The organism is Bacillus sp. FJAT-26390 (assembly GCF_001682865.1).
Classification (GTDB): Bacteria; Bacillota; Bacilli; order Paenibacillales; family Paenibacillaceae; genus Pristimantibacillus.
Window position 1 is genome coordinate 18,636 of sequence record NZ_MAQX01000032.1, and the last position, 19,735, is coordinate 38,370.

The 19,735-nt window shown below is 48.2% G+C and carries 11 protein-coding genes and 1 pseudogene; all 12 read right to left on the bottom strand.

Annotated elements, in window-relative coordinates:
• Positions 1-29: 29 nt before the first annotated feature.
• The 12 genes and pseudogenes from A7975_RS21085 to A7975_RS21135 all read right to left on the bottom strand — a co-directional run bounded on the left by A7975_RS21085 (position 30) and on the right by A7975_RS21135 (position 19,598).
• On the bottom strand, positions 30-1,958 hold the full coding sequence (locus A7975_RS21085; RefSeq protein WP_065386441.1) for a 3'-5' exonuclease: 1,929 nt from the start codon (positions 1,956-1,958) through the stop codon (positions 30-32).
• 90 nt (positions 1,959-2,048) lie between these two features.
• Complete coding sequence (hutH, locus tag A7975_RS21090) at positions 2,049-3,581, bottom strand: histidine ammonia-lyase (RefSeq protein ID WP_065386442.1); 1,533 nt, start codon at positions 3,579-3,581, stop codon at positions 2,049-2,051.
• Positions 3,582-3,751: 170 nt separating this feature from the next.
• A complete protein-coding gene (locus A7975_RS21095) occupies positions 3,752-5,542 on the bottom strand; it encodes a hypothetical protein (RefSeq protein ID WP_065386443.1) in 1,791 nt (596 codons plus the stop codon).
• Positions 5,517-6,458, bottom strand: a complete 942-nt coding sequence (locus A7975_RS21100; protein ID WP_065386444.1) for a hypothetical protein — start codon at positions 6,456-6,458, stop codon at positions 5,517-5,519. Before A7975_RS21100 ends, A7975_RS21095 begins: the two co-directional genes overlap by 26 nt.
• Positions 6,455-6,727: a hypothetical protein gene (locus tag A7975_RS21105; RefSeq protein WP_065386445.1), complete on the bottom strand. Its 273-nt coding sequence runs from the start codon at positions 6,725-6,727 to the stop codon at positions 6,455-6,457. Before A7975_RS21105 ends, A7975_RS21100 begins: the two co-directional genes overlap by 4 nt.
• Positions 6,728-6,918: 191 nt before the next feature.
• Entirely contained in the window at positions 6,919-7,845 is a 927-nt protein-coding gene (locus tag A7975_RS21110) for a patatin-like phospholipase family protein (RefSeq protein ID WP_065386446.1), read from the bottom strand.
• Between the two features lie 201 nt (positions 7,846-8,046).
• Positions 8,047-9,441, bottom strand: a complete 1,395-nt coding sequence (locus tag A7975_RS21115; protein ID WP_065386447.1) for an amidohydrolase family protein — start codon at positions 9,439-9,441, stop codon at positions 8,047-8,049.
• 224 nt (positions 9,442-9,665) lie between these two features.
• Positions 9,666-10,385 (bottom strand): galactose-binding domain-containing protein, encoded by a 720-nt coding sequence (locus tag A7975_RS35020; protein WP_255314510.1) that lies wholly within the window; start codon positions 10,383-10,385, stop codon positions 9,666-9,668.
• Positions 10,362-11,516: pseudogene (locus tag A7975_RS35025) on the bottom strand (family 8 glycosyl hydrolase); the annotation flags it as partial. The pseudogene A7975_RS35025 and the gene A7975_RS35020, both read right to left, overlap by 24 nt.
• Positions 11,517-12,292: 776 nt before the next feature.
• Positions 12,293-17,743: an immunoglobulin-like domain-containing protein gene (locus A7975_RS35030; RefSeq protein ID WP_255314420.1), complete on the bottom strand. Its 5,451-nt coding sequence runs from the start codon at positions 17,741-17,743 to the stop codon at positions 12,293-12,295.
• A 251-nt stretch (positions 17,744-17,994) separates the two neighbouring features.
• Positions 17,995-18,867 (bottom strand): glycerophosphodiester phosphodiesterase, encoded by an 873-nt coding sequence (locus tag A7975_RS21130; protein WP_065386449.1) that lies wholly within the window; start codon positions 18,865-18,867, stop codon positions 17,995-17,997.
• A gap of 254 nt (positions 18,868-19,121) precedes the next feature.
• The gene (locus tag A7975_RS21135; protein WP_065386450.1) at positions 19,122-19,598 is read right to left on the bottom strand and encodes a GNAT family N-acetyltransferase; all 477 of its coding nucleotides are present in this window, start codon (positions 19,596-19,598) and stop codon (positions 19,122-19,124) included.
• Positions 19,599-19,735: the final 137 nt, after the last annotated feature.

Sequence of the window (19,735 nt, forward strand, 5' to 3'; positions counted from 1 at the left end):
TTTTTTCATATTTGGAACGAGCCTTTGCTTCATCCCATCTTCTTCGCGGATTGCTCCAGCTCCTGACGCCGATGCTGGAGCTCGTCCAAATAAAGCGTAAACTTCGAATCTCCGCTGTAGGAAATATAAAGCCAATCTAGAGCACGTGTCATTGCGATGTAAAACAGCGACACCTCGCGTTCCTCCACCTCTTCCAGCGAAAAGGGCATATTCTCAGCATTCACGATAAATACCGCCCGGAAATCAAGCCCTTTCACGCTGTCGATGTCCGATACGTTAATTGCATCAGCGTAACTGCCGGATTCCTGATCGATATTCTCATTTTCCGTAATCCAATTCATCGGAAGCCCTTGACCCTTAAGCGCCCTGCGGATCGAATCGGTGTAGGAGGAATAATAGTTGTTTTTCACACGGTACAAAATAACCATCTCGGCAAAAGGAACCTTATGGTCGTTATGCAAATACCGGATTTGCTTGATGACCGCCTGCAGCTCCTCTTGAAAACCGCTGTGCCGGCTCATCGTAGGCTCCGCCCCCATTCTTCGGGTGCTCTGCGGCGGAATAATCTCGACCCCTTTGGTGGAACCGAGCTTCACCTTGTTCTGTAGCAGCGAGTGCTGCTGATAGAAATCCCATGCAAATTGGGCAATCTGCGCCGTGTTGCGGTAATTAATAGAGAGGATGCGCGACCTCCCGCGGAAATCAAGCCCCGTATCCTGCAGCAAGCTCGACTTGCGCTTCATGAACGTCTGCGCCCGATCCTCCACCAGCAGCAGATTTTGCGTAACCGGATTAAGCAAGCAGCTAAGCAGCTTGAGCCATTCCGGGTGGAAATCCTGGCCCTCGTCGATTAGTATCGCTTCATAACTAGGAAGGATCGCTTCCTTCTTCTCCAGCTTATCGATGAGTGAAGGGATATCCGTATCCCGGGCATTCAGCGCTTTTTTCAGCCATTCATGAAAGTTATACACCTCGATGTTTTGCTGGCGCGGCTTGCCTTCCTTTTGCTCCTCCAGCCTAATCCAGTCCAGCAGATCCTCCGGCTCCTCCATCCTCCGGTCGATCGTTCGCCGAAGATTTTGCGACAAGGCGATGCTGCTGCAAATGACAAGAATCTTCCAATCCGGATGATGGTTCGCCAAATGTTTGGCACGGCTGGCGAGGACGAGCGTCTTCCCGCTTCCTGCCACGCCGCGTATCAAGCGGTGACGGTCGCCGAGATGCTCTGCCATATTTTCCTGGTGCAGATCGAGCGTCTTCATATTGTGAAGCGAAAGCACAAACTGCTCCTGATGCTTCTGCTCGCCTGGCTGGCGAAACTCTGCGCTGAGCCTTGCCTCGGGTATGAGGTGATGGCGAATCGCACGAATATCTTCCTGCGACAAAATGTACGGCTTACGTCTAAACGCCGTAAACATGCCATGTATTTTCTCAATCAAGGAGTCGGCGGTAAAGCTGCCATCCTCCGGGTCGATTTCGTCGCGGCTCAGCACGAATGGCTGCGCAATGACGTCGTATAAGCTATATTCGATAAAATCCTTCTGCTTCATTCGCGTAAAAGCAGCTCCGAAGCCATGAGGGAATTTCAGCTGTCCTTTAAATTTGCCTTCTTGCTCAACGAGGGTATCATCCTTCTTAAGCTCGCCCGCCACATGCCGCAGGCTCTCCCTCGCTTGCTGATAAGGGTTCATCACCGTTTCCATTTGTCCGCCGGACCCATGCAGCAGCCACTCATCGCGGCCCACCTCGAATATTGCGGATTTCGTATAATCCTTCACTTCCAGAACGACTAATCCTAGATCGGGGCCAATAATGACAAAGTCAGGCCGGCTCCCCTGAATCTCTGGCTCAAAATAAACCACATAATCGCTCGGCAAATGATCCTTCAGCGTCCGAAACAATAGCCGTTCCCCAGCAGTCGCGCTCGTCCGAATAACCTCCGGTACCATATAAGCCATCCTTTGTCACCTCCAGTTCGATTTTTTCAGTTCTTATTATTATAAACGATCTTGGGCGGGTTGGTGTGAGAAAATAGGAAAGGCGAAACGTTATTTTATTGGAGTGACAGAAGCGAGTTCTTCCGACACATCCATATTTCTCATCCAATCGGCGACGATCCGAATATCGTTTGATAATACGCGATCCTCGTCCACGAAGCTCACCTGTTCCCGGCAGCGGTCGTAGATCCATTTTGTCCCTTTACCAAGCAGCTCGGGACCCCGGAAATCAGCCGCCTGCGCAGCGCACATAAGCTCGATGGCAAGCACCGAATAGGCGCTCCGTACAATTTGACTTGCTTTGCGGGCCGCTATCGTACCCATGCTGACATGATCCTCCTGATTGCCCGACGATGGGATCGAGTCTACGCTGGCCGGATGCGCGAGCGATTTATTTTCGGAGACGGCTGCGGCAGCCGTATATTGGGCGATCATGAAGCCGGACTGTACGCCCCCGTCCTTAGCAAGGAATGGAGGCAGCTGCTCATTCAAATGCGGATTGACTAGCCTTTCCGTGCGGCGCTCCGAAATATTGGCGAGCTCGGCGGCGCAGATAGAGAGATGATCCATCGCGAGCGCAATCGGCTGGCCGTGGAAATTGCCTCCGGAAATGACCCGATCCTCAGCAGCAAAAATAAGCGGGTTGTCCGTTGCGGCATTCATTTCAATTTCCAGCTTCTCTCTTATATACCGCAGTGCATCGCGGCTTGCTCCGTGGACCTGCGGCGCGCAGCGGATGGAATAGGCATCCTGGACGCGCATTTGGCCTTGGCTTGTCATTAGCTGGCTTCCGAGCGTCAAGCGCCGAATATTCTCGGCTGATTGCCCCTGCCCAAGATGCGGGCGAATGGCATGGGTGAGGGGATCAAACGCATCGCGAATTCCGCGGAGCGCTTCTGCCGTTAACGCGGCTGCGCAGTCCGCCCATCTGGATAAATTGATCGCATCAAAGCATGCAAGCGCACCGATTCCCGTCATTACCTGCGTGCCGTTTATTAAGGCTAAACCTTCCTTCGCCTCAAGCGCGATAGGTTGTATGCCGGCTTTGGCCATCGCTTCGCTGCCAGGCAACCGTTCATTCAAATAATAAGCTTCACCTTCACCGACAAGCACGAGTGAGAGATGGGCAAGCGGCGCGAGATCCCCGCTTGCTCCTAGCGAGCCTTGTTCCGGGATGACCGGCGTTACCCCGGCATTCAGCATCTCAGCGAGTAACTGAACCACTTCCGGCCTGATGCCGGAATAGCCGAGCGACAAGGCGTTTATGCGCAGCAGCATAGTCGCTCTTACGGCTTCCACACTCAGCGGCTTCCCTATGCCGCAAGCATGGCTTCGAATAAGATTTAACTGCATCCGCTTCGCGTCCTCCGGCGAAATATAGGTATCGCTGAACTTCCCGAACCCCGTCGTGAGCCCGTACACGACTCGTTTCTCACGAAGCAGCATTTCAACATACTCTCGGCTTAGCTTCATCTTCTTCATGCATTTCCGGCTTATTTTCACTCTCTCCATGAAGCGGGCTACCCGGACAACATGCTCCATCGTCATCGCTGCTCCGTTAACGAGCACAAATTTCTCGTGCATAGCTCCCACCTGCTTTTCGAGTAATTAAAAAAAACCAATACCTTGGTGAAGGTATCGGCTTCTGATTGCTGGGCTGTTAAATAGTCAATGCCATATGGCTATTCGTTTTGTTGCATGCCTAAACGCTGTACTTATCTTATTTTATGGGGATATGGAGCGTTTTAGTTCAACTAATTCCGAGATGCAAGCAAGGAGAAAGCTTCTTCCTTAGCTCCGTCTTGAAGCATATCGGATTCATCCGTAAGTCCAATATATCGCGACCACTCTTGCTCGAATGGAATCCCCATTTGAAACATCCGGTTGAACTTCTCCAAATCTTCTTCAACCGAATGCTCATACATATCGGCCAAGAGCAATCTTTCCTTCATCTCGGTTAATTGCTGCTCGGCTTGCTCCAGAATTAATTCCCGTTTTTCATTAACGCTTTTTTCGATATGCTGCAATTGGCGAACATAGTCATTCTCGGTATCGTCAATCGCCTTCTCGATGTTCGCTACCAGCAACCCGTAACGCACATCAAACAAATCGGCTTTTTTCAGCACCAGCAGCACGATGTTAGAGATAAGTACCGTTGCAATCATCTGCAGAGGACCGGAAATAAATGCGGGTATGCCGAATTGCTTCGACACATAATCAAGCATGGTGTCAATGACAAATGCAGTAATCGTTACCGAAACGAGATTAAATACCCCGTCAGCCTTTTGCGCCTTCGTGGCGCTTTTGTCGAGCATTATTTTGGCAGAGTCGACTAAGGCTAACACTAGATTTTTGGCTAATCCGACGACCTTCTTGACCGTTTCCTTTAGCAAGCTAAGCAGAATATCAAAAAAGGTTTTAAAAAACTTCTTGAAAAGCCCTGATGCCGCATTAGAGAAAATCTCTTTCATTTTGGATAAGACATATTTCCCAATTCGTTTCATAGCAGGCTTCAATTTATGAAAAAACGCCGAGAGCGAGACGCTCTTATCCTTCAATATGGCTCTCGTCTCAAACAGCAGCGGAGGCATCGTGTAATAAATGAGCTGGCCCGCCAATATTTTCGTAATTGCCTTGCCGGAATCATTTAGCGCGTCCTTGCTGATCGCCTTATAGTCTGCATGCTTCAACGCTTGAACGCTTTCCTTATTTCCAATCTCCCTGAAAGTTCCCGCAAGCTCTTTCTGAACGTGCTTCGGCACTTTCCCTTCTTCGTTCAGATAACCTTTGTTGATGAGATGCTCACGCGTCTCCCCTTGGCTTCTCTCCCATCGCCCAATTGTATCCTCTACGGATTCGGCAGCGCCTTTAGACATGTTCGCCCTGGAATCAATCCATTGCATATTACCCTCAGAATGATAGACCTTCTCCATATCCTTTCGGTAATCGTCTCCCAGGTAGCGTTCGTTGTACTCTGCGCTTTTTACCGCCCGAACGTGATCGCCCGCTATTGAATCCTTCTGAACCACTCTGCCGGTAAGGTCATCCCTTACGGTGTCCCCGCCGTTATTCAGTTGATCATTCTTAAAAGCCGTCCGGGAGCTGTATCTATTGCCTTCGCTATCGTAAAAAGGCTCGTTCCCTGACCGCTCACCCTGGAACATCTTAACCGTCGACTCTGAATTCCGCGCATCAATGGCGCGAAGCGAGGACGATAATCCCTCATAATCATTGTAATTATTAACTTCGCTGATATAGGCTTTGTTCTGTCCGAGCGGGTCGTATTCATTGTCGTATTGGAAATTAACCATCCGAAGAGCAAGCTGGTCCGCTGTAATATATAAATCGCTTAAATCGAAATAATTTCGAATCACTTCCCCTGACAGGTCTCGCGAGCATGACTTTACTAGCTCGGCACCAAAATGATCCGGGCTCATTAGCTCTTTCATCTTCGTATTTAATTGATTAACCGAGTTGATATACAACGTTTTTTCCATCTCTGCAAGCTGTGCCCTCTGCCTAACAATCTCTCGAAGCTCCACCATCTTGTCCCTCCAAAATACTAGCGTTATTCAACATTCGCGATTGCTCCTGCAAAGCTTCCGTATGCTTCTCTACTTCTATAAGATCCCTCTCGCTCGTTTCCTCATGAAGCAATCGCGTTAGAACGGGCGTGTCGTATATTTTTTTGCCAATCTGATAGAATAGAAACGCGTTTCTGATGAATCGGTAATGCTTCTCATGCAGTGTTCCATTCAGCAGCGTGATCTTCCGGTTAACCGGTATGTTCTGCAGCTCTCTTTTGGCAATGATGACATTTTTAATCGCTTCCGCTTCCATGAAGGCATCAATCAGCTCCAGCTCGGGAATAATCTTCTCTTCTATTACATCATCGATCATTCGAATATTGCTTTCATATATCTTTGATATGCGAATGTCGGTTGCTACCTTCTCCTGAATCAACCGTGCCTGGCTTTCCGTGGAGGCGATTTCCAGCCTGTATTGGCCTAATGTCTCGCGGAGGACTTGGTTTTTTTTCCGGATTTCCATCCTTGCTCCAAAAACCGTCTTGAACAAAATTTTCTTAATATACTCTTTCTTCTCCCAATCGTTATCTTCTATATATTTCGTTTTGGATTCGAATATTTTCTCTGGCAGTATAATCTCTTCTTTGCCGCTCTCCGCAGCAAATAGCTTCGTTTGAAATACATTTCCGAATTTGGATAAAAACCGATAGAGGCTAGAGATGGTTAAGCTAACTTTATTTTTACGGAAGCCATTAAGCTTTCTAATCGTGTCGTTGTAGCTCTGTATCCGATTGTTCGTTGTATCAATGATGTCTGTAATATTGCTCATGTACGCCTTATGTAAAGCCTTAAGCTCCGAGACAAGCTGCTCACGCTCGGTTTCTCCAGTAAAGTCGTTAATTTTCCCGCCAACCCAGTCGAGCACCTTCTTCATTTTTCTACCTCCGTGTAGAAAACAAAGTCCTGATGCTTCTGGTTGTCCTTGCATGCGACGATGACACCGTCTCGAACCAAAAACGCGAAACGGTCATTCTTCTGAATGACAAAGTCGTCCAGCTTGCCCCGGGCTAGAAAGGTACCGTTTTCGTTCGTGTAATTGACGTCGACTTTTGCAGCAGCCATCGCTTTTCCCCGGTTTTGGATAATGAAAAACGCGACCGCCGCAAGCAAAATAAGCACAACTGCTGTAATTAGAAAAACCATTCCTCTTTCGCTCCTAAACTAGTAATATATTCCCATAGATCTTTTTGTCATCGTACGACAAAAGTCGCATATTGTCGAGATGAAAGTAAATAAGGGATACCCTTCAACCAGTTCTCCGACTGTTTGAAGGGTATCCCTTTCATTCATTTACGTGCTTAATGGGCAGCTAATGTTCGTTTATATCATTTGGCTCATTTTCCGCCAGAAACCCGAAACGCCTTCACATACCCCTCATAATTCCACTCCGCCAAAAATTCATGAGCTGCAGCTTGCCCGGATTGAAACAGCATCTCCCGGTCTTCGGCGCTCAGCCCAAACTGCGTTGCGCCTACCCCTCCCGTCGGTATAAAAACAGTCCGGCTCTCGGAATGGCTGTCCACATGCCGCTGGTCATGAGCCTTCAGCATCGTCTGGAACATCGCACGGAACATGGATATGGGGCCCCGTATATTATAGAATGGCGTTTCCGTATGCTCGCCTAACAATCGGAAGCCAAACGTAGGCCAGTTCGGAATCCCCTCTACGTCAAACAACCAGATCGGATAGTTGCTGAGCAGCCCGCCGTCGAGGATATAAAACGGTTTTCTTCTTAGCTTCGTTTTTAATCGGTAGGGCTGAAAAAAATAAGGAAGCGTCGTGCTCATTCTAACCGCAGTCGCAATTCGGAACTCGGATGGTGAAAGGCCATAACGCGGCAAGTCGTCTGGCAGGACCAGCATTTTTCCGCTGCTGATATCGGAAGCAATGATTTTCAGCTTGCCCTCTGGCAGGTCGCCAAAGGTAGATACGCCCTTTTGGCCTAGCCAATACGTCAGCTTGTCTTCCAGCGGTGTATTTAAATAAATCCCTGATCGCAAAAGAAGCGGTAGCGCCATGCCTAAAAAGGGCAAATGATGAACCCACGTCTTGCCCAGCAACTGGCGGTAATCGAGCGTATTCATAATACCGATCAATTCGTTAGCATGATATCCGCAGGCGAGCAGCGCAGCCACTACGGCACCGGCAGATGTTCCCGCTAAGCGCTCCCACTGGTATCCGCTAGCCTCCATCTCTTTTATCGCGCCAATGAATGCAATTCCTCTTACTCCTCCGCCTTCAAATACGGCATCCGCTTTCATAAACGTCTCTCCTTCCAGCCCTTCAGAAGTGGAATGAACGTTCGATGGGTTTATATATACATATCAATTTTTAATGAAATCATGTATGCAGAGGAAACATCGTTTGCTGGAACATTCACGCATACAAAAATAAGCACCACCAAGAAATAGCGCTTAAACCATACGGAAGCTTCACTATGTAGCATGCGCTGCGTATCGGTATTACCTGGTGATACCGGCGCGTTCCAATAACCGCATAATCGCGTCATTTGAGCTTTTCAGAACCTCACTCCTATCCATGCTCAGCAATTCGCCATCCTTCATGACGATACGGCCGTTGACCATGGTCAGAACAACATCCGAGGATTTGGCAGAGTACACGATCCTTCTATAAATGTTTGGCTCTTCATTTAGCTGCGCCGCACTTGGCCACGCATGCGGTTTTCTCAAATCCACAATCGCGAGATCCGCCTTTTTCCCAATCTCGATACTGCCAATCAGTTTCTCTAAACCAAGGGCACGGGCACCGCCTAGTGTCGCCATTTCGAATGTTTTTTGGGCATTAGGCTGAATCGTTGGATGCATATGAACTCCTTTTTGAACGAATGCTGCCAGCTTCATCTCTTGAAAAACGTCCATATTCGTATGGTCTGCCGCATTGTCGGCCCCCAAGCCGATGTTGACTCCATGCTCGATCATTTTTGGAATTGGAGCGATTCCCGAGGCTAAATAAAGGTTTGCTGTAGGACAATGCGCCACATGGGCACCGCGCTTTGCGATCATTTTGATTTCATGATTATCCACGTGAACGCAATGAGCCAAAACCGTCCTAGCGTTTACGAGTCCAACCGAATCCAAATAATCGATAACGCGCATACCCGTATGCTTCATAATAATCGTTTCTTCCTCTTTGATTTCCGAGGCATGAATATGAACCCTTGCCCCGTACTTTGAGGAAAAATCGGCTGCCATTCTCAAAAGCTTCTCCGAGCAGGTAATGGCGGAAGCTGGGCAAAAGCAATACCGGATCCGCCCGCCGTCGCGTCCATCCCATTTTTCAAACAGATGCAAGCTCTCCTCGAAGACGATATCCGCGCGCCCGACTGTCTTCTCTGTATATTTAACGCCCGTATACAGCTTATCTGTCATCCTTTTTCCGGAGAAGGCGCGAATGCCGGTCTGTGCGATCGCCTCGAAGGCGCTATCCGTATATTGATCGGCTTCCATATCATAGATCGCTGTTGTGCCGCCGAGAAACAGCTCCGCAATGCCTAACATGCTTGCCCAATAATTTGAATCTCTATCATGTGCAGCTTCAAGGCTCTGAATGATATCCAGCCATTGATTCAGATTTTTGTCAGCTACCAAATTTCGAAATAACGTCCGCGTAAGATGGAGATGCGTTTGGATCAGCCCCGGAATAACAATCTGTCCAGCAGCAAGAATGACTTCGTCAACTTCCTCCGACATCCCATCCAATTTGCCGATATCTTCGATACGATCCCCCACAATGAGAATATCCTGATCTACTAAGACATCACGTTTTGGATTCATCGTGACAATCGTTGCACCGCTAATCAATACACGCTTATCGACTTCGATTTTGATACCCGCCATAAAAAGACCTTCTTTCTTGATCCTTGAATACGTGTCTCTAAATAAAAAACGACCCGTCTGCAATGGTTTCTGCAAACAAGATCACGAATTACATCCCTATTTATATTGCGAAGCCGTGAGTTGCAGGCATTCGACCTAGTATATGATCTTTTCTCGCGAAAGGTGTTTTAAAAATAACAAAGCCTGACGGAGCAATCCCATCAGGCTTCATTACATTTCAACGATTAAGAACCGTAAACCTCAAAATCAAAGAGTGAATACCCATATGCTGTGCCTCTTAATGTACCAAGTATTCTTACATATCTTCCGCTTTGCGCTGTGAACGTAATATCATCAATTGCGCCATTGCCGGTTGTTGTTGTAAAAGCATCCGTCCACGTGGTTGCATTGGAGGAGATTTGGATTTTATACCCTTTACCGTAAGCAGCCTCCCAATTCAATTTCACACGGTTGATGCTTTTGGTCGCTCCAAGATCCACATAGATCCATTGGTTATTGCTTCCTTCAACACTTCCCCATCTAGTCGACGAGTTGCCGTCAGTTGCTTTGGATGCCTCAAATCCCGTTCCTTCTACTGAACTTGCTACTGCCGTCTTGCCGAGAGCAAGATTAGAGCCTGTTGCAATTGCACTTGTCGTTGCAGTCGCTGTATTGCTAATTGCCGAAAGGTTGCCCGCAGCGTCAATTGCTTTTACCGTATAGCTGTATGCCGTAGATGCCGTTAGTCCCGTGTCGTTAAAAGTAGTGCCCGTTGGTGTTCCGACTTGAACGCCGCCACGGAATACACGGTATCCCGATACGCCAACGTTATCCGTCGAAGCCGTCCAGCTTAAATTGATTTGGCTGCTTGATGCAGTAGTTGCAGTCAGATTAGCTGGGGTAGTAGGTGCTTGTGTATCCGTTGTGCCGCCACCAAACTCAGGCTTCCACCAGTTTCCTGAAATGAAGAGCAAGTTCAGCATATTGAACGAATCGCTAAAGTAGGATTCTTGCTTGTTCTTCATCCAATCCCAGCCTGCATTTACCCATGCTTGGTGAGCGCTGCTCGTGGTCGCAGCCGAAATGAACGGCGATACGAATACTGCTGTAGCGTATGTTCCTCTTACATTGCCATTCAATTGGTAGCCGTCTTTTACGTTATTCGGATTTCCGCTTGTTTTGCCTTTAATCCATACTGCTATTTTGTCAGCAATATCCTTGCCTCTCGTATCACCGTACAAAGCGTAGTCCATTACAATTCTTAATGGAACTCGGCTAGCGTTGTAGTTGTACTCATTGGTTTCCGGGAATTCATCCAGATAGTTTTGCGGAGCTGGTTGTGGAGGATTCCCTACCACAAAGTCAGAGATTAGGCCCGTGCTATTCGAATACGATGTAGTGAATTGGCTGTATAGCGTATACAGGTTATTGATGACATTCAGCCATGTTTGATCCCCTGTAACATCATAAAATGCTCTTAAATGTGAAAGCATCCAATCGGAAGGGCGGGTGTTCAGGGCGCTTTTGGTATCCCAGTCACCAAGGTTCAGCCTGTTATTTGTGGTTACGTTGCTAACCTTGATTCCGTTTGTGATCATTTTTTTGGCTTCTTCCAAATAGTTGATCGTTCCTGTCGATCCCCACTGGCGATCGGCAAGAATTAGCGAATAGGCAATATCCAAATCTCCGTCAGTAGCAGAGTCAAAATGGCCTTGGGCACTGCTGCTGTCCGCTACAACCCAGCCCATTAAATTAGCATTATTCGGGCTTTTGAAGGCTCTTGCCGTTTTGAATAGCCCATCGTAGATCGTTTTTGCATTCGTATCGTAACCTGCCATCAGAACCGTGATGATCATTCCATATCCTTGGCCTTCAGAGGTTCCGAGAGGATTGTATCCGTCCGCATCGCCGGTAATATCACCTTTTACATAATAACCGCCAGGCAATGATGCTAAGTTGTTTCTCAAATGAGCAGACTTCCAGTAGTCATAATAGGCGCTTACTGAGCTATTCATAGCTGCTTGGGTTACATGGTTTGGCTTAATAATGCCCGGATAGTTAATTTGTTGAGGGAATGGTTTTAGTTCACCGGCAGCATGCGCCTTCGACTGAAATTTAGCTGGCGCACCCAGTAGTGTCATAAGCATGGTTAGACAGAGAAGAATGAGACCCAGCAACTTCATCATACTTTTGTTAGATTTAATCGTGTACAATTAAAATTCCTCCTTTTATTGTGCTGCTACCAACTTTAACTAAAACCATGGCTCCTTTCCCTTTAATAACATTCGTCAAGCTCTTCCTCACTCCGCAATAAGTTTAAGCGCTTTAACTTTAGGGCAAAAGTAACTTGTTTATGGAAAAAAAGTATGGAAGGCGACAATAGCAGCTCCTTGAGACACGGCTGTATCAACCTCGTTACTTTGTGGCCCCTCCCTTTCATGTGAGTAAAGGTAACACAACATTTCTCCTTATGTCTACTAAAAAAATGAGCATCTAATAAACTTATATTGGTAAAAATGTTTTAATAGATCGGTGCTTTTCCCTGCTATATCAATCCTTTCAAACCGTTGATCAGCATTTATATTGATCTCTTGTGTGATAAGCTGCCACCACGCATCTGGGAATTTAAACCTGATAATTTCAAACTTGGATGCTGTGCATCGGAATATGAATCATCCTTAATTTGGTATTAATTTAAAAATATGATATGAACATTTCTGTCTCGCTGCAACGCTTTGACTTCTGCATTCAGCATATGCTGGTACGTCCCAAACAAGAAGCTGGTTCGCAATTAGGTAAAATAATGAACAACGCCATATATAAAAGGACTCAATCACGCAAGCAGCGAGATTGAGCCCTAAGGTCAAAAATATTAGATCAGCTCTGATTTTTGGAGCAGCCTGTTCACGATAGCCGCAACCTCTGCTCTTGTAATGAACGCTTTTGGCGCAAGCGTAGTGCTAGTTCTTCCCGATACAACGCCGGACTGCACGCTGTCAGCAATGCTGGCCGTCGCCCAAGAGGACGCTTTAGCCGCATCTGCAAATGGACGCAACGTTTCGGTTGCCGATTGAACAGGCAGCTTAGCTTTCAAATCCGTAATCGACATGGCTTTGGAGATGATGACCATCGCCTGTTCGCGAGTGATCTTGTCATTAGGCTTGAAGGTCCCGTCTTCAAATCCATTGATCAAGTTGTATTTGTAAGCCGTGTTAATCGCTTTGCTGTACCAAGCTGTCTCCTTCACATCCGAGAAGCTGCTCGCTCCGCTCTCCAGCTTAAGCCCTAGTCCCCGAACGATGATTGCTGCAAATTCAGCGCGCGTAATGTCACGGTCAGGACTGAACATTCCGTCCCCTGTACCATCAATGATCATTCGTGAGCCCATATCATTAACTGCGTTTTTCGCCCAGTGTTTCGATACATCGCTAAATTCAATTGGATGCCACACAACCGAGTACGTACTATTGGTCAAGCTGTTGATGACGACAAAAAACTCGCCGTCCTTCTCCACCACTTTGGTCGGTACATGACGTACAGTTCCGTCTGGATCAACCACAATGCCCGTTGTAATCTTATTCGGGTCGAAGCCGTCCGGAACTGCGATCGTGCGCTCTACATACGCATTAAACGTAGAGATTTCAATGTTAGTCCCCTTATACGAGCTTGTAACTGTAAAATTAATCGGCGGAACGACAAGCGTGAACGTTCCTTTCTCTGCTGCATTCTCCACCACTTTTACCATATCCGCTTGCGGAGCCGCGATTTCGATCTTCAGCTTGATGTCTTGCAAGGAGACCGACGCGCCAAGCTGCTTGGATATAGCGTCAATGTTGATAAGCTGTGCAGGCAGCGTATACGCTGCTTTGTCCGTCTTTATTTCCAAAACCGCTTGCTTGCCTTCCATATTTTTAACCATTTGACCGTTCAGCTCGCCAATGACCACATCTGACTTGGTGTTTACCGGAATCGTGACCACTGCGCCTTGGCCTTCTAATGCAAGCTTTTCCTCAAGCTTCTTCTGATCGACAACGACTGTAGTAACGGTTTGATCATTTACTTTCGTTGTTGTTGCCGTTCCCGCATGCTCTACCTTGCCGTTAACAAGAACTTCAATGTCGGTGCTTGTTGAAGGCTGCGATGGTGTATTGTTGCCTTCGCTGCTCGTCGGAGCGGTCGCAGGCGTTGCATTCACTTGATTAGATTGAGCGCTAAGACCGCCCAAATTGCCCGCTTTTACTACAAAATAATATGGCGTTCCGTTGACTAGATTCTGGACGGTATAGGTAGATCCGGTCACAGTAGCAACTGAATCATCACTAAATTGTCCCGAAGCCGTGGACATATAAACATTGTAATAGGTCGCACCCGTTACCGTATTCCAGTTCAGCACAACCTGGCGATCGCCCCCAGCAGCTGCAAGGCTCTGCGGATTCGCAGGAGCATCGGGCAAATTAACCACTTGCGTCAACGTCAAAGCAACTTCCGTCATGTTGTCTGCTTTAATCGTAACGGTTGCGGTGTATGTTCCTGCCGCCAAACCGTCTTTTGCTTTAACGGTGAAGCTGGTTGCAGGCGCTCCGCTGTTCAGCGTCGTAGCTAGCGGCTGAGAAATGGCAAAAGCATTCGCATGGCTTCCGCTTAGCGTTGTTGCCAGATTAACTAAATGCCCCGTTCCTGCATTCGTCACATTAATGCTCTTCGTCTGCTGAGTTCCCTCCGCATAACCTACCGTTAAATTGGACAGCGACTGGTCGCCAATGGGTTGAAGGATATAAGTAAGCGCGGCGATAACGTTAACGTCAATGCTTTTGGTATCCGCCGTTCCGCTGTTTACCCATGCCGTTCCATTCCAAATTTGCTTTTGGAAAGCAGCCGTTACCGTATATTTGCCTACTGTTGAAGTTTCATATACATCTTTATAGCTGCCGCCATTCAAAATAAAACTGCCGGCTTTGCCACCCTCGGTTGAAGCCCATGCTGTCGGTATATAACGTTCTTCGCCGTCCACAATTCCGGCCGCCGACTGACGATCACCGGTCGCTTGCAGCGATAAGCTCCCGCCTACAGTAATCGTGTAGACATCTGCACCGAGACTGTTATTTTGAGCAGACACCATAGGAGGCAATGCTTTTACAGTCAGTGTGAACGTCTTCGTATCCGTTGCTGTTCCTTTGCTGATCGTTGCCGTCAGCGTCACGGTTGCATCGCCTTGCTCGTAGCTTGGGCGCACGACTGCTCCACTTGCTGCATTGACTGCTGCTGAATCCGAGCTCCAAGCTACTGTCGTTCCGCTCGTTCCTGACTTGTCCAAAACTATGTTCTGCGTCACGCTCGCTGCCGATTCGCTGCCTGTGTACCCAACTACTACGGAGCCTTTCGCTTCAGCCACCGCTTCCGCGTCCGTTTGCGCCAGCTTCAGCACTTTCAGCGTGAACGTCTTCGTATCCGTTACTAAGCCTTTGCTGATCGTTGCCGTCAGCGTCACCGTTGCATCGCCTTGCGTATAGCTTGGGCGCACGACTGCTCCGCTTACTGCATTGACTGCTGCCGAATCCGAGCTCCAAGCTACTGTCGTTCCGCTCGATCCAGACTTGCCCAAAGTCACGTCCTGTGTCACGCTTGCTTCCGAGTCGATGCCTGCATACCCAACTACTACGGAGCCTTTCGCTTCAGCTACCGCCTCCGCGTCCGTTTGCGCCAGCTTCAGCACTTTCAGCGTAAACGTCTTCGTATCCGTTACTCCGCCTTTGCTGATCGTTGCCGTTAGCGTAACCGTTGCATCTCCCTGCGTATAGCTTGGGCGCACGACTGCTCCGTTTACTGCATCAACTGCTGCTGAATCCGAACTCCAAACTACATTCGTTCCGCTTGTTCCTGACGTGTTCAAAGTCACGTTCGACGTCACGCTCGCCGCTGAGTCGCTTCCCAAATAGCCAACTTCTAGCGCAGTTTTCGCTTCAGCTACCGCCTCCGCGTTCGTTTGCGCCAGCTTAACCACTGTAAGCGTAAACGTCTTCGTAGCCGTTGCCGAACCTTTGCTGATCGTTGCCGTCAGCGTAACCGTTGCATCGCCTTGCGTGTAGCTTGGGCGCTCGACTGCTCCGTTTGCTGCATCCACTGCCGTTGCATTCGAGCTCCAAGCTACTGTTGTTCCGTTCGCGCCAGACTTATCCAAAACTACGTTCTGCGTCACGCTCGCTGCCGAGTCGATGCCTGCATACCCGACTACTACCGCATCCTTCGCTTCTGCTACTGCTTCCGCGTCCGTTTGCGCGAGCTTAACCACATTCAGTACGAATGTCTTCGTAGCGATTGCTCCGCCTTTGTTGATCGTTGCCGTCAGCGTAACGGTTGCGTCGCCTTGCGTATAGCTCGGGCGGATCACTTCTCCGTTTGCTTTAATGGCTCCCGCTGAACTCGAACTCCAGACTACATCCGTTCCATTCAAGCCGTTCTCGCTCAAAGTCACGTTCGACGTCACACTCGCCGCCGAGTCGCTTCCCAGATAGCCAACTTCTAGCGCAGCTTTCGCTTCGGCTACCGCCTCCGCGTTCGTTTGCGCCAGCTTAACCACTTTAAGCGTAAACGTCTTCGTATCCGTTACTCCGCCTTTGCTGATCGTTGCCGTCAGCGTCACCGTTGCATCGCCTTGCGTATAGCTTGGGCGCAAGACTGTTCCGTTTGCTGCATCAACTGCTGCTGAATCCGAGCTCCAAACTACATTCGTTCCGCTTGTTCCTGACGTGTTCAAAGTCACGTTCGACGTCACGCTCGCCGCCGAGTCGCTTCCCAGATAGCCAACTTCTAGCGCAGCTTTCGCTTCAGCTACCGCCTCCGCGTTCGTTTGCGCCAGCTTAACCACTGTAAGCGTAAACGTCTTCGTATCCGTTACTCCGCCTTTGCTGATCGTTGCCGTCAGCGTCACCGTTGCATCGCCTTGCGTATAGCTTGGGCGCAAGACTGTTCCGTTTGCTGCATCAACTGCTGCTGAATCCGAGCTCCAAACTACATTCGTTCCGCTTGTTCCTGACGTGTTCAAAGTCACGTTCGACGTCACGCTCGCCGCCGAGTCGCTTCCCAGATAGCCAACTTCTAGCGCAGCTTTCGCTTCAGCTACCGCCTCCGCGTTCGTTTGCGCCAGCTTAACCACTGTAAGCGTAAACGTCTTCGTATCCGTTGCCGAACCCTTGCTGATCGTTGCCGTCAGCGTAACCGTTGCATCGCCTTGCGTATAGCTTGGGCGCACGACTGTTCCACTTGTTGCATCAACTGCCGTAGCATTCGAGCTCCAAGCTACAGTTGTCCCATTCGTTCCTGACGTGTTCAAAGTCACGTTCGACGTCACGCTCGCTGCCGAGTCGCTTCCCGCATATCCAACTGCTAACGCCGCCTTCGCGGCAGCTACTTTCTCGGCATCCGTAAGATCGTTTGTCGTAAACGACTGGTCACTGCCGTACGCAATCCCGCCGCCGTTTTCCGCCTTCACGCGGTAATGATAGGTCGTATTGGGGGTCAAGCCCGATAGCGTAAGCGAGCTGGCCGTATTACCCGCTCCAGCCGATATCGTTCCGCCAACCGTTGCAGCTAAATTGCTGCCGTAGCTTGTTGTGAGGCCATAGTCAAAAGAGACCGACGTATTCGAGCCGTTGTCGTTCACGGTTCCGCTTAGAACAGCGCTGCTCTTGGTCACTGCACTGGCTGCGTTCGTTACCGCAGCAGCCGGAATCACCGCGCTATCAATGATAATATTGTTAATTCCATGCCAGCTTTCATTGCTGGAATATAACAATACCTGATCGACATTATCAAAAGCCGAATCTAGCGTGACGTTTTTTGATATGTAGTCCGATACTACATCACTTGCTACAAATGTAGTGTCCGCCACCTTTGTTCCATTGCGGTAGCCTTCTACTGTAATCGTAATGGGTGACACTTCGCCAAAATTGGAATAAAAGAAGCCGTTGATCTGAAACTCGCTTCCATCTGCCGACTTTATCCCCATCCCTTTCCATCCGTCGTAGGTAAAACTCGGATCATAGGTTGTAAGTGCGTCAAAATGGTCGTTACTCTCTGTGTGACCATGAACTAATGGCTTTGTTATCAATGTGCCGATCGTATCGCTAATATTATAAAATTCCAAATTCAGACCTGGGATATTAAACGAGGAGCCCTCGCCGTCATGAGCAATCCCACCGTTCCATAAACTAGCTTCATTCGAAGAAAACGTTATAGTCTCTGGACCTGCTGCCGCAAATACGGCTTCACTAGAACGATTAAACGTGAAGCCTCCAGAAAGCACGAGCATACAACTTAATGTCACAACCAATACTTTCTTGCATAATTTTAACGAACCTTTGATAAAAACCAGTCCCTTCATGAGGTATGTAATAAGATAAGGCTGCCACGTCAGCACTCTCTAAATCCGCCGGTGCCAAAGAATGGAAGATACTTGTTTTATTAGAAAAATTAATTCGACAAATAATGCCACAATCCTGCAAACCTCAACATCTCCGCACAAATAAAAGAAGCCAAGGCTTAGTCGCCCTGACTTCCAATCATAGGTATCCATACTTATCCCGGATAATCGGTAATTACGCCATCCACTCCAAGCTTTTTCATCCGTTCCATATCGCTGTCATTTTGAATCGTCCACGCGATCACCTTCCGATTTCGGTCATGGATTTTCTGTACAAGCTCCTCATCTAGCAAATCATAGGTATAGTTAATGTACGCTGCATAAGATGTCAGCTCATCAAGCGTCTCATCCGATAAAGGATGTTGATCCTCATGGACGAGAGCAGCGACAGGTATGCCAGGCAGCAAGTCGTGCATGCGTCGCGTCGAGTCAAAATCATAGGATTGAATGATGATGCCTGAGCTGTTCTTAATCTTTGCCATCCCTTGTAACTGCCCGTTGTCCTTAAACGCGGTATAATTATGCCGCTGCTCATACTGGCGTACAATCTCAGCCACTTTCTCTTCAATTCCCGGAAATAGCTTTGAATCCTTAATCTCGATGAGCATGCCCATTTTCCCCGCGAACCGATCCATCACTTCTTGGAAAGACGAAATCGTCTTATCTTCTTCCTCCGCGCTTGAGCTGATTCCTGCATCCATTCCTTTCAGCTCATTCAACGTGTACTGGTCCACGGAACCTGTATGCTCCGTCGTGCGATCAACCGTATCGTCATGAATGACGACAAGCTCTCTGTCTTTGCTGAACTGTACATCGTATTCAATAAAGTCGGAGCCAAGCTTCTCTGCCTCCTCAAAGGCAGCCATCGTATTCTCAGGCGCATAACCGGAAGCTCCACGGTGCGCAATAATTAAAAATCCCTCAGGCGTATTGGGGTTTGATGCAGATACGATAAAGACCGCACAGCACAGCATGACCAATACCAGCCCGATTCTCCGCCAAATCTTAGAAATGGTTTGTCTCCTCATCCATCTGCCTCCTAAACACTAGTCTTAATACTATAACCATGAGCCACATAGCCCGAAACACAGAAAGGCCAGAACAGCCTTTTCCAAGGCGGATCTGGCACGAATTTGTTCATCTGCATTCACTTCCAAGCCGGAAAAATAGGTTTAGTGGGGGCATCGCTGTAAACAAAAAAAAGAGATGCATACGCAGCATCTCCTCGGTCATTTATATCGTTCAATCCTTTTCCTTCACTATTCCGAGCACGTGAATACCCTTAGTTATAAGTCATCCACGCCGTGCTGCTCAAAACCTCGAACCCTTGCTTAAACCAGAAGTTCTGCGATTTATCTATGGAATACACATACATTTTTTTGTTCGGATATTTCTCTTTGAGCCAGTTAATGAAAAAAGCAGCATAACCCTTGCCTTCAAACGGTTTCAGAACATCCAGCGCTTCAATAAATATAAAATCCTTTTTGTTCTTGATATCAATATAGAAGTCCTTCTGCAGATACTTCTCATCATCGCTAAAATAATCGGCTTCCGCCTTCTGAATTAACTGCTTTCCATTCTCGTATTCCCAAATGACGCCGTATCCGGCCATCTCTTGATCCGCTTCAATCATATAGATCTGTTCGGGCAGCTCCGAGCGATCCTTCCTGCTCAATTCCCCTGCATGATAACCCGATTGTAGCTCGCTCAATAGCGTCTGCACGTCCTGATCGAACGGTTTTGCAATAATTGTAGGCATGTTGTAGCTCCTTTAGTGTCCTTAAGCGACTTTAACAATAACCTATTCGTTTCCTGCCGTCAATCAAAGCGGAATGATATAAACATTTTGCGTTTCATGCACTTATCATCCAAATATCGCAATTACTCCGCCAAATT

Bases quoted from the DNA above. Each gene is read 5' to 3' on its own strand.
- A7975_RS21085 (WP_065386441.1), bottom strand. From the start codon at position 1,958: ATGGCTTATATGGTACCGGAGGTTATTCGGACGAGCGCGACTGCTGGG.
- hutH (WP_065386442.1), bottom strand. From the start codon at position 3,581: ATGCACGAGAAATTTGTGCTCGTTAACGGAGCAGCGATGACGATGGAG.
- A7975_RS21095 (WP_065386443.1), bottom strand. From the start codon at position 5,542: ATGGTGGAGCTTCGAGAGATTGTTAGGCAGAGGGCACAGCTTGCAGAG.
- A7975_RS21100 (WP_065386444.1), bottom strand. From the start codon at position 6,458: ATGAAGAAGGTGCTCGACTGGGTTGGCGGGAAAATTAACGACTTTACT.
- A7975_RS21105 (WP_065386445.1), bottom strand. From the start codon at position 6,727: ATGGTTTTTCTAATTACAGCAGTTGTGCTTATTTTGCTTGCGGCGGTC.
- A7975_RS21110 (WP_065386446.1), bottom strand. From the start codon at position 7,845: ATGAAAGCGGATGCCGTATTTGAAGGCGGAGGAGTAAGAGGAATTGCA.
- A7975_RS21115 (WP_065386447.1), bottom strand. From the start codon at position 9,441: ATGGCGGGTATCAAAATCGAAGTCGATAAGCGTGTATTGATTAGCGGT.
- A7975_RS21130 (WP_065386449.1), bottom strand. From the start codon at position 18,867: ATGAGGAGACAAACCATTTCTAAGATTTGGCGGAGAATCGGGCTGGTA.
- A7975_RS21135 (WP_065386450.1), bottom strand. From the start codon at position 19,598: ATGCCTACAATTATTGCAAAACCGTTCGATCAGGACGTGCAGACGCTA.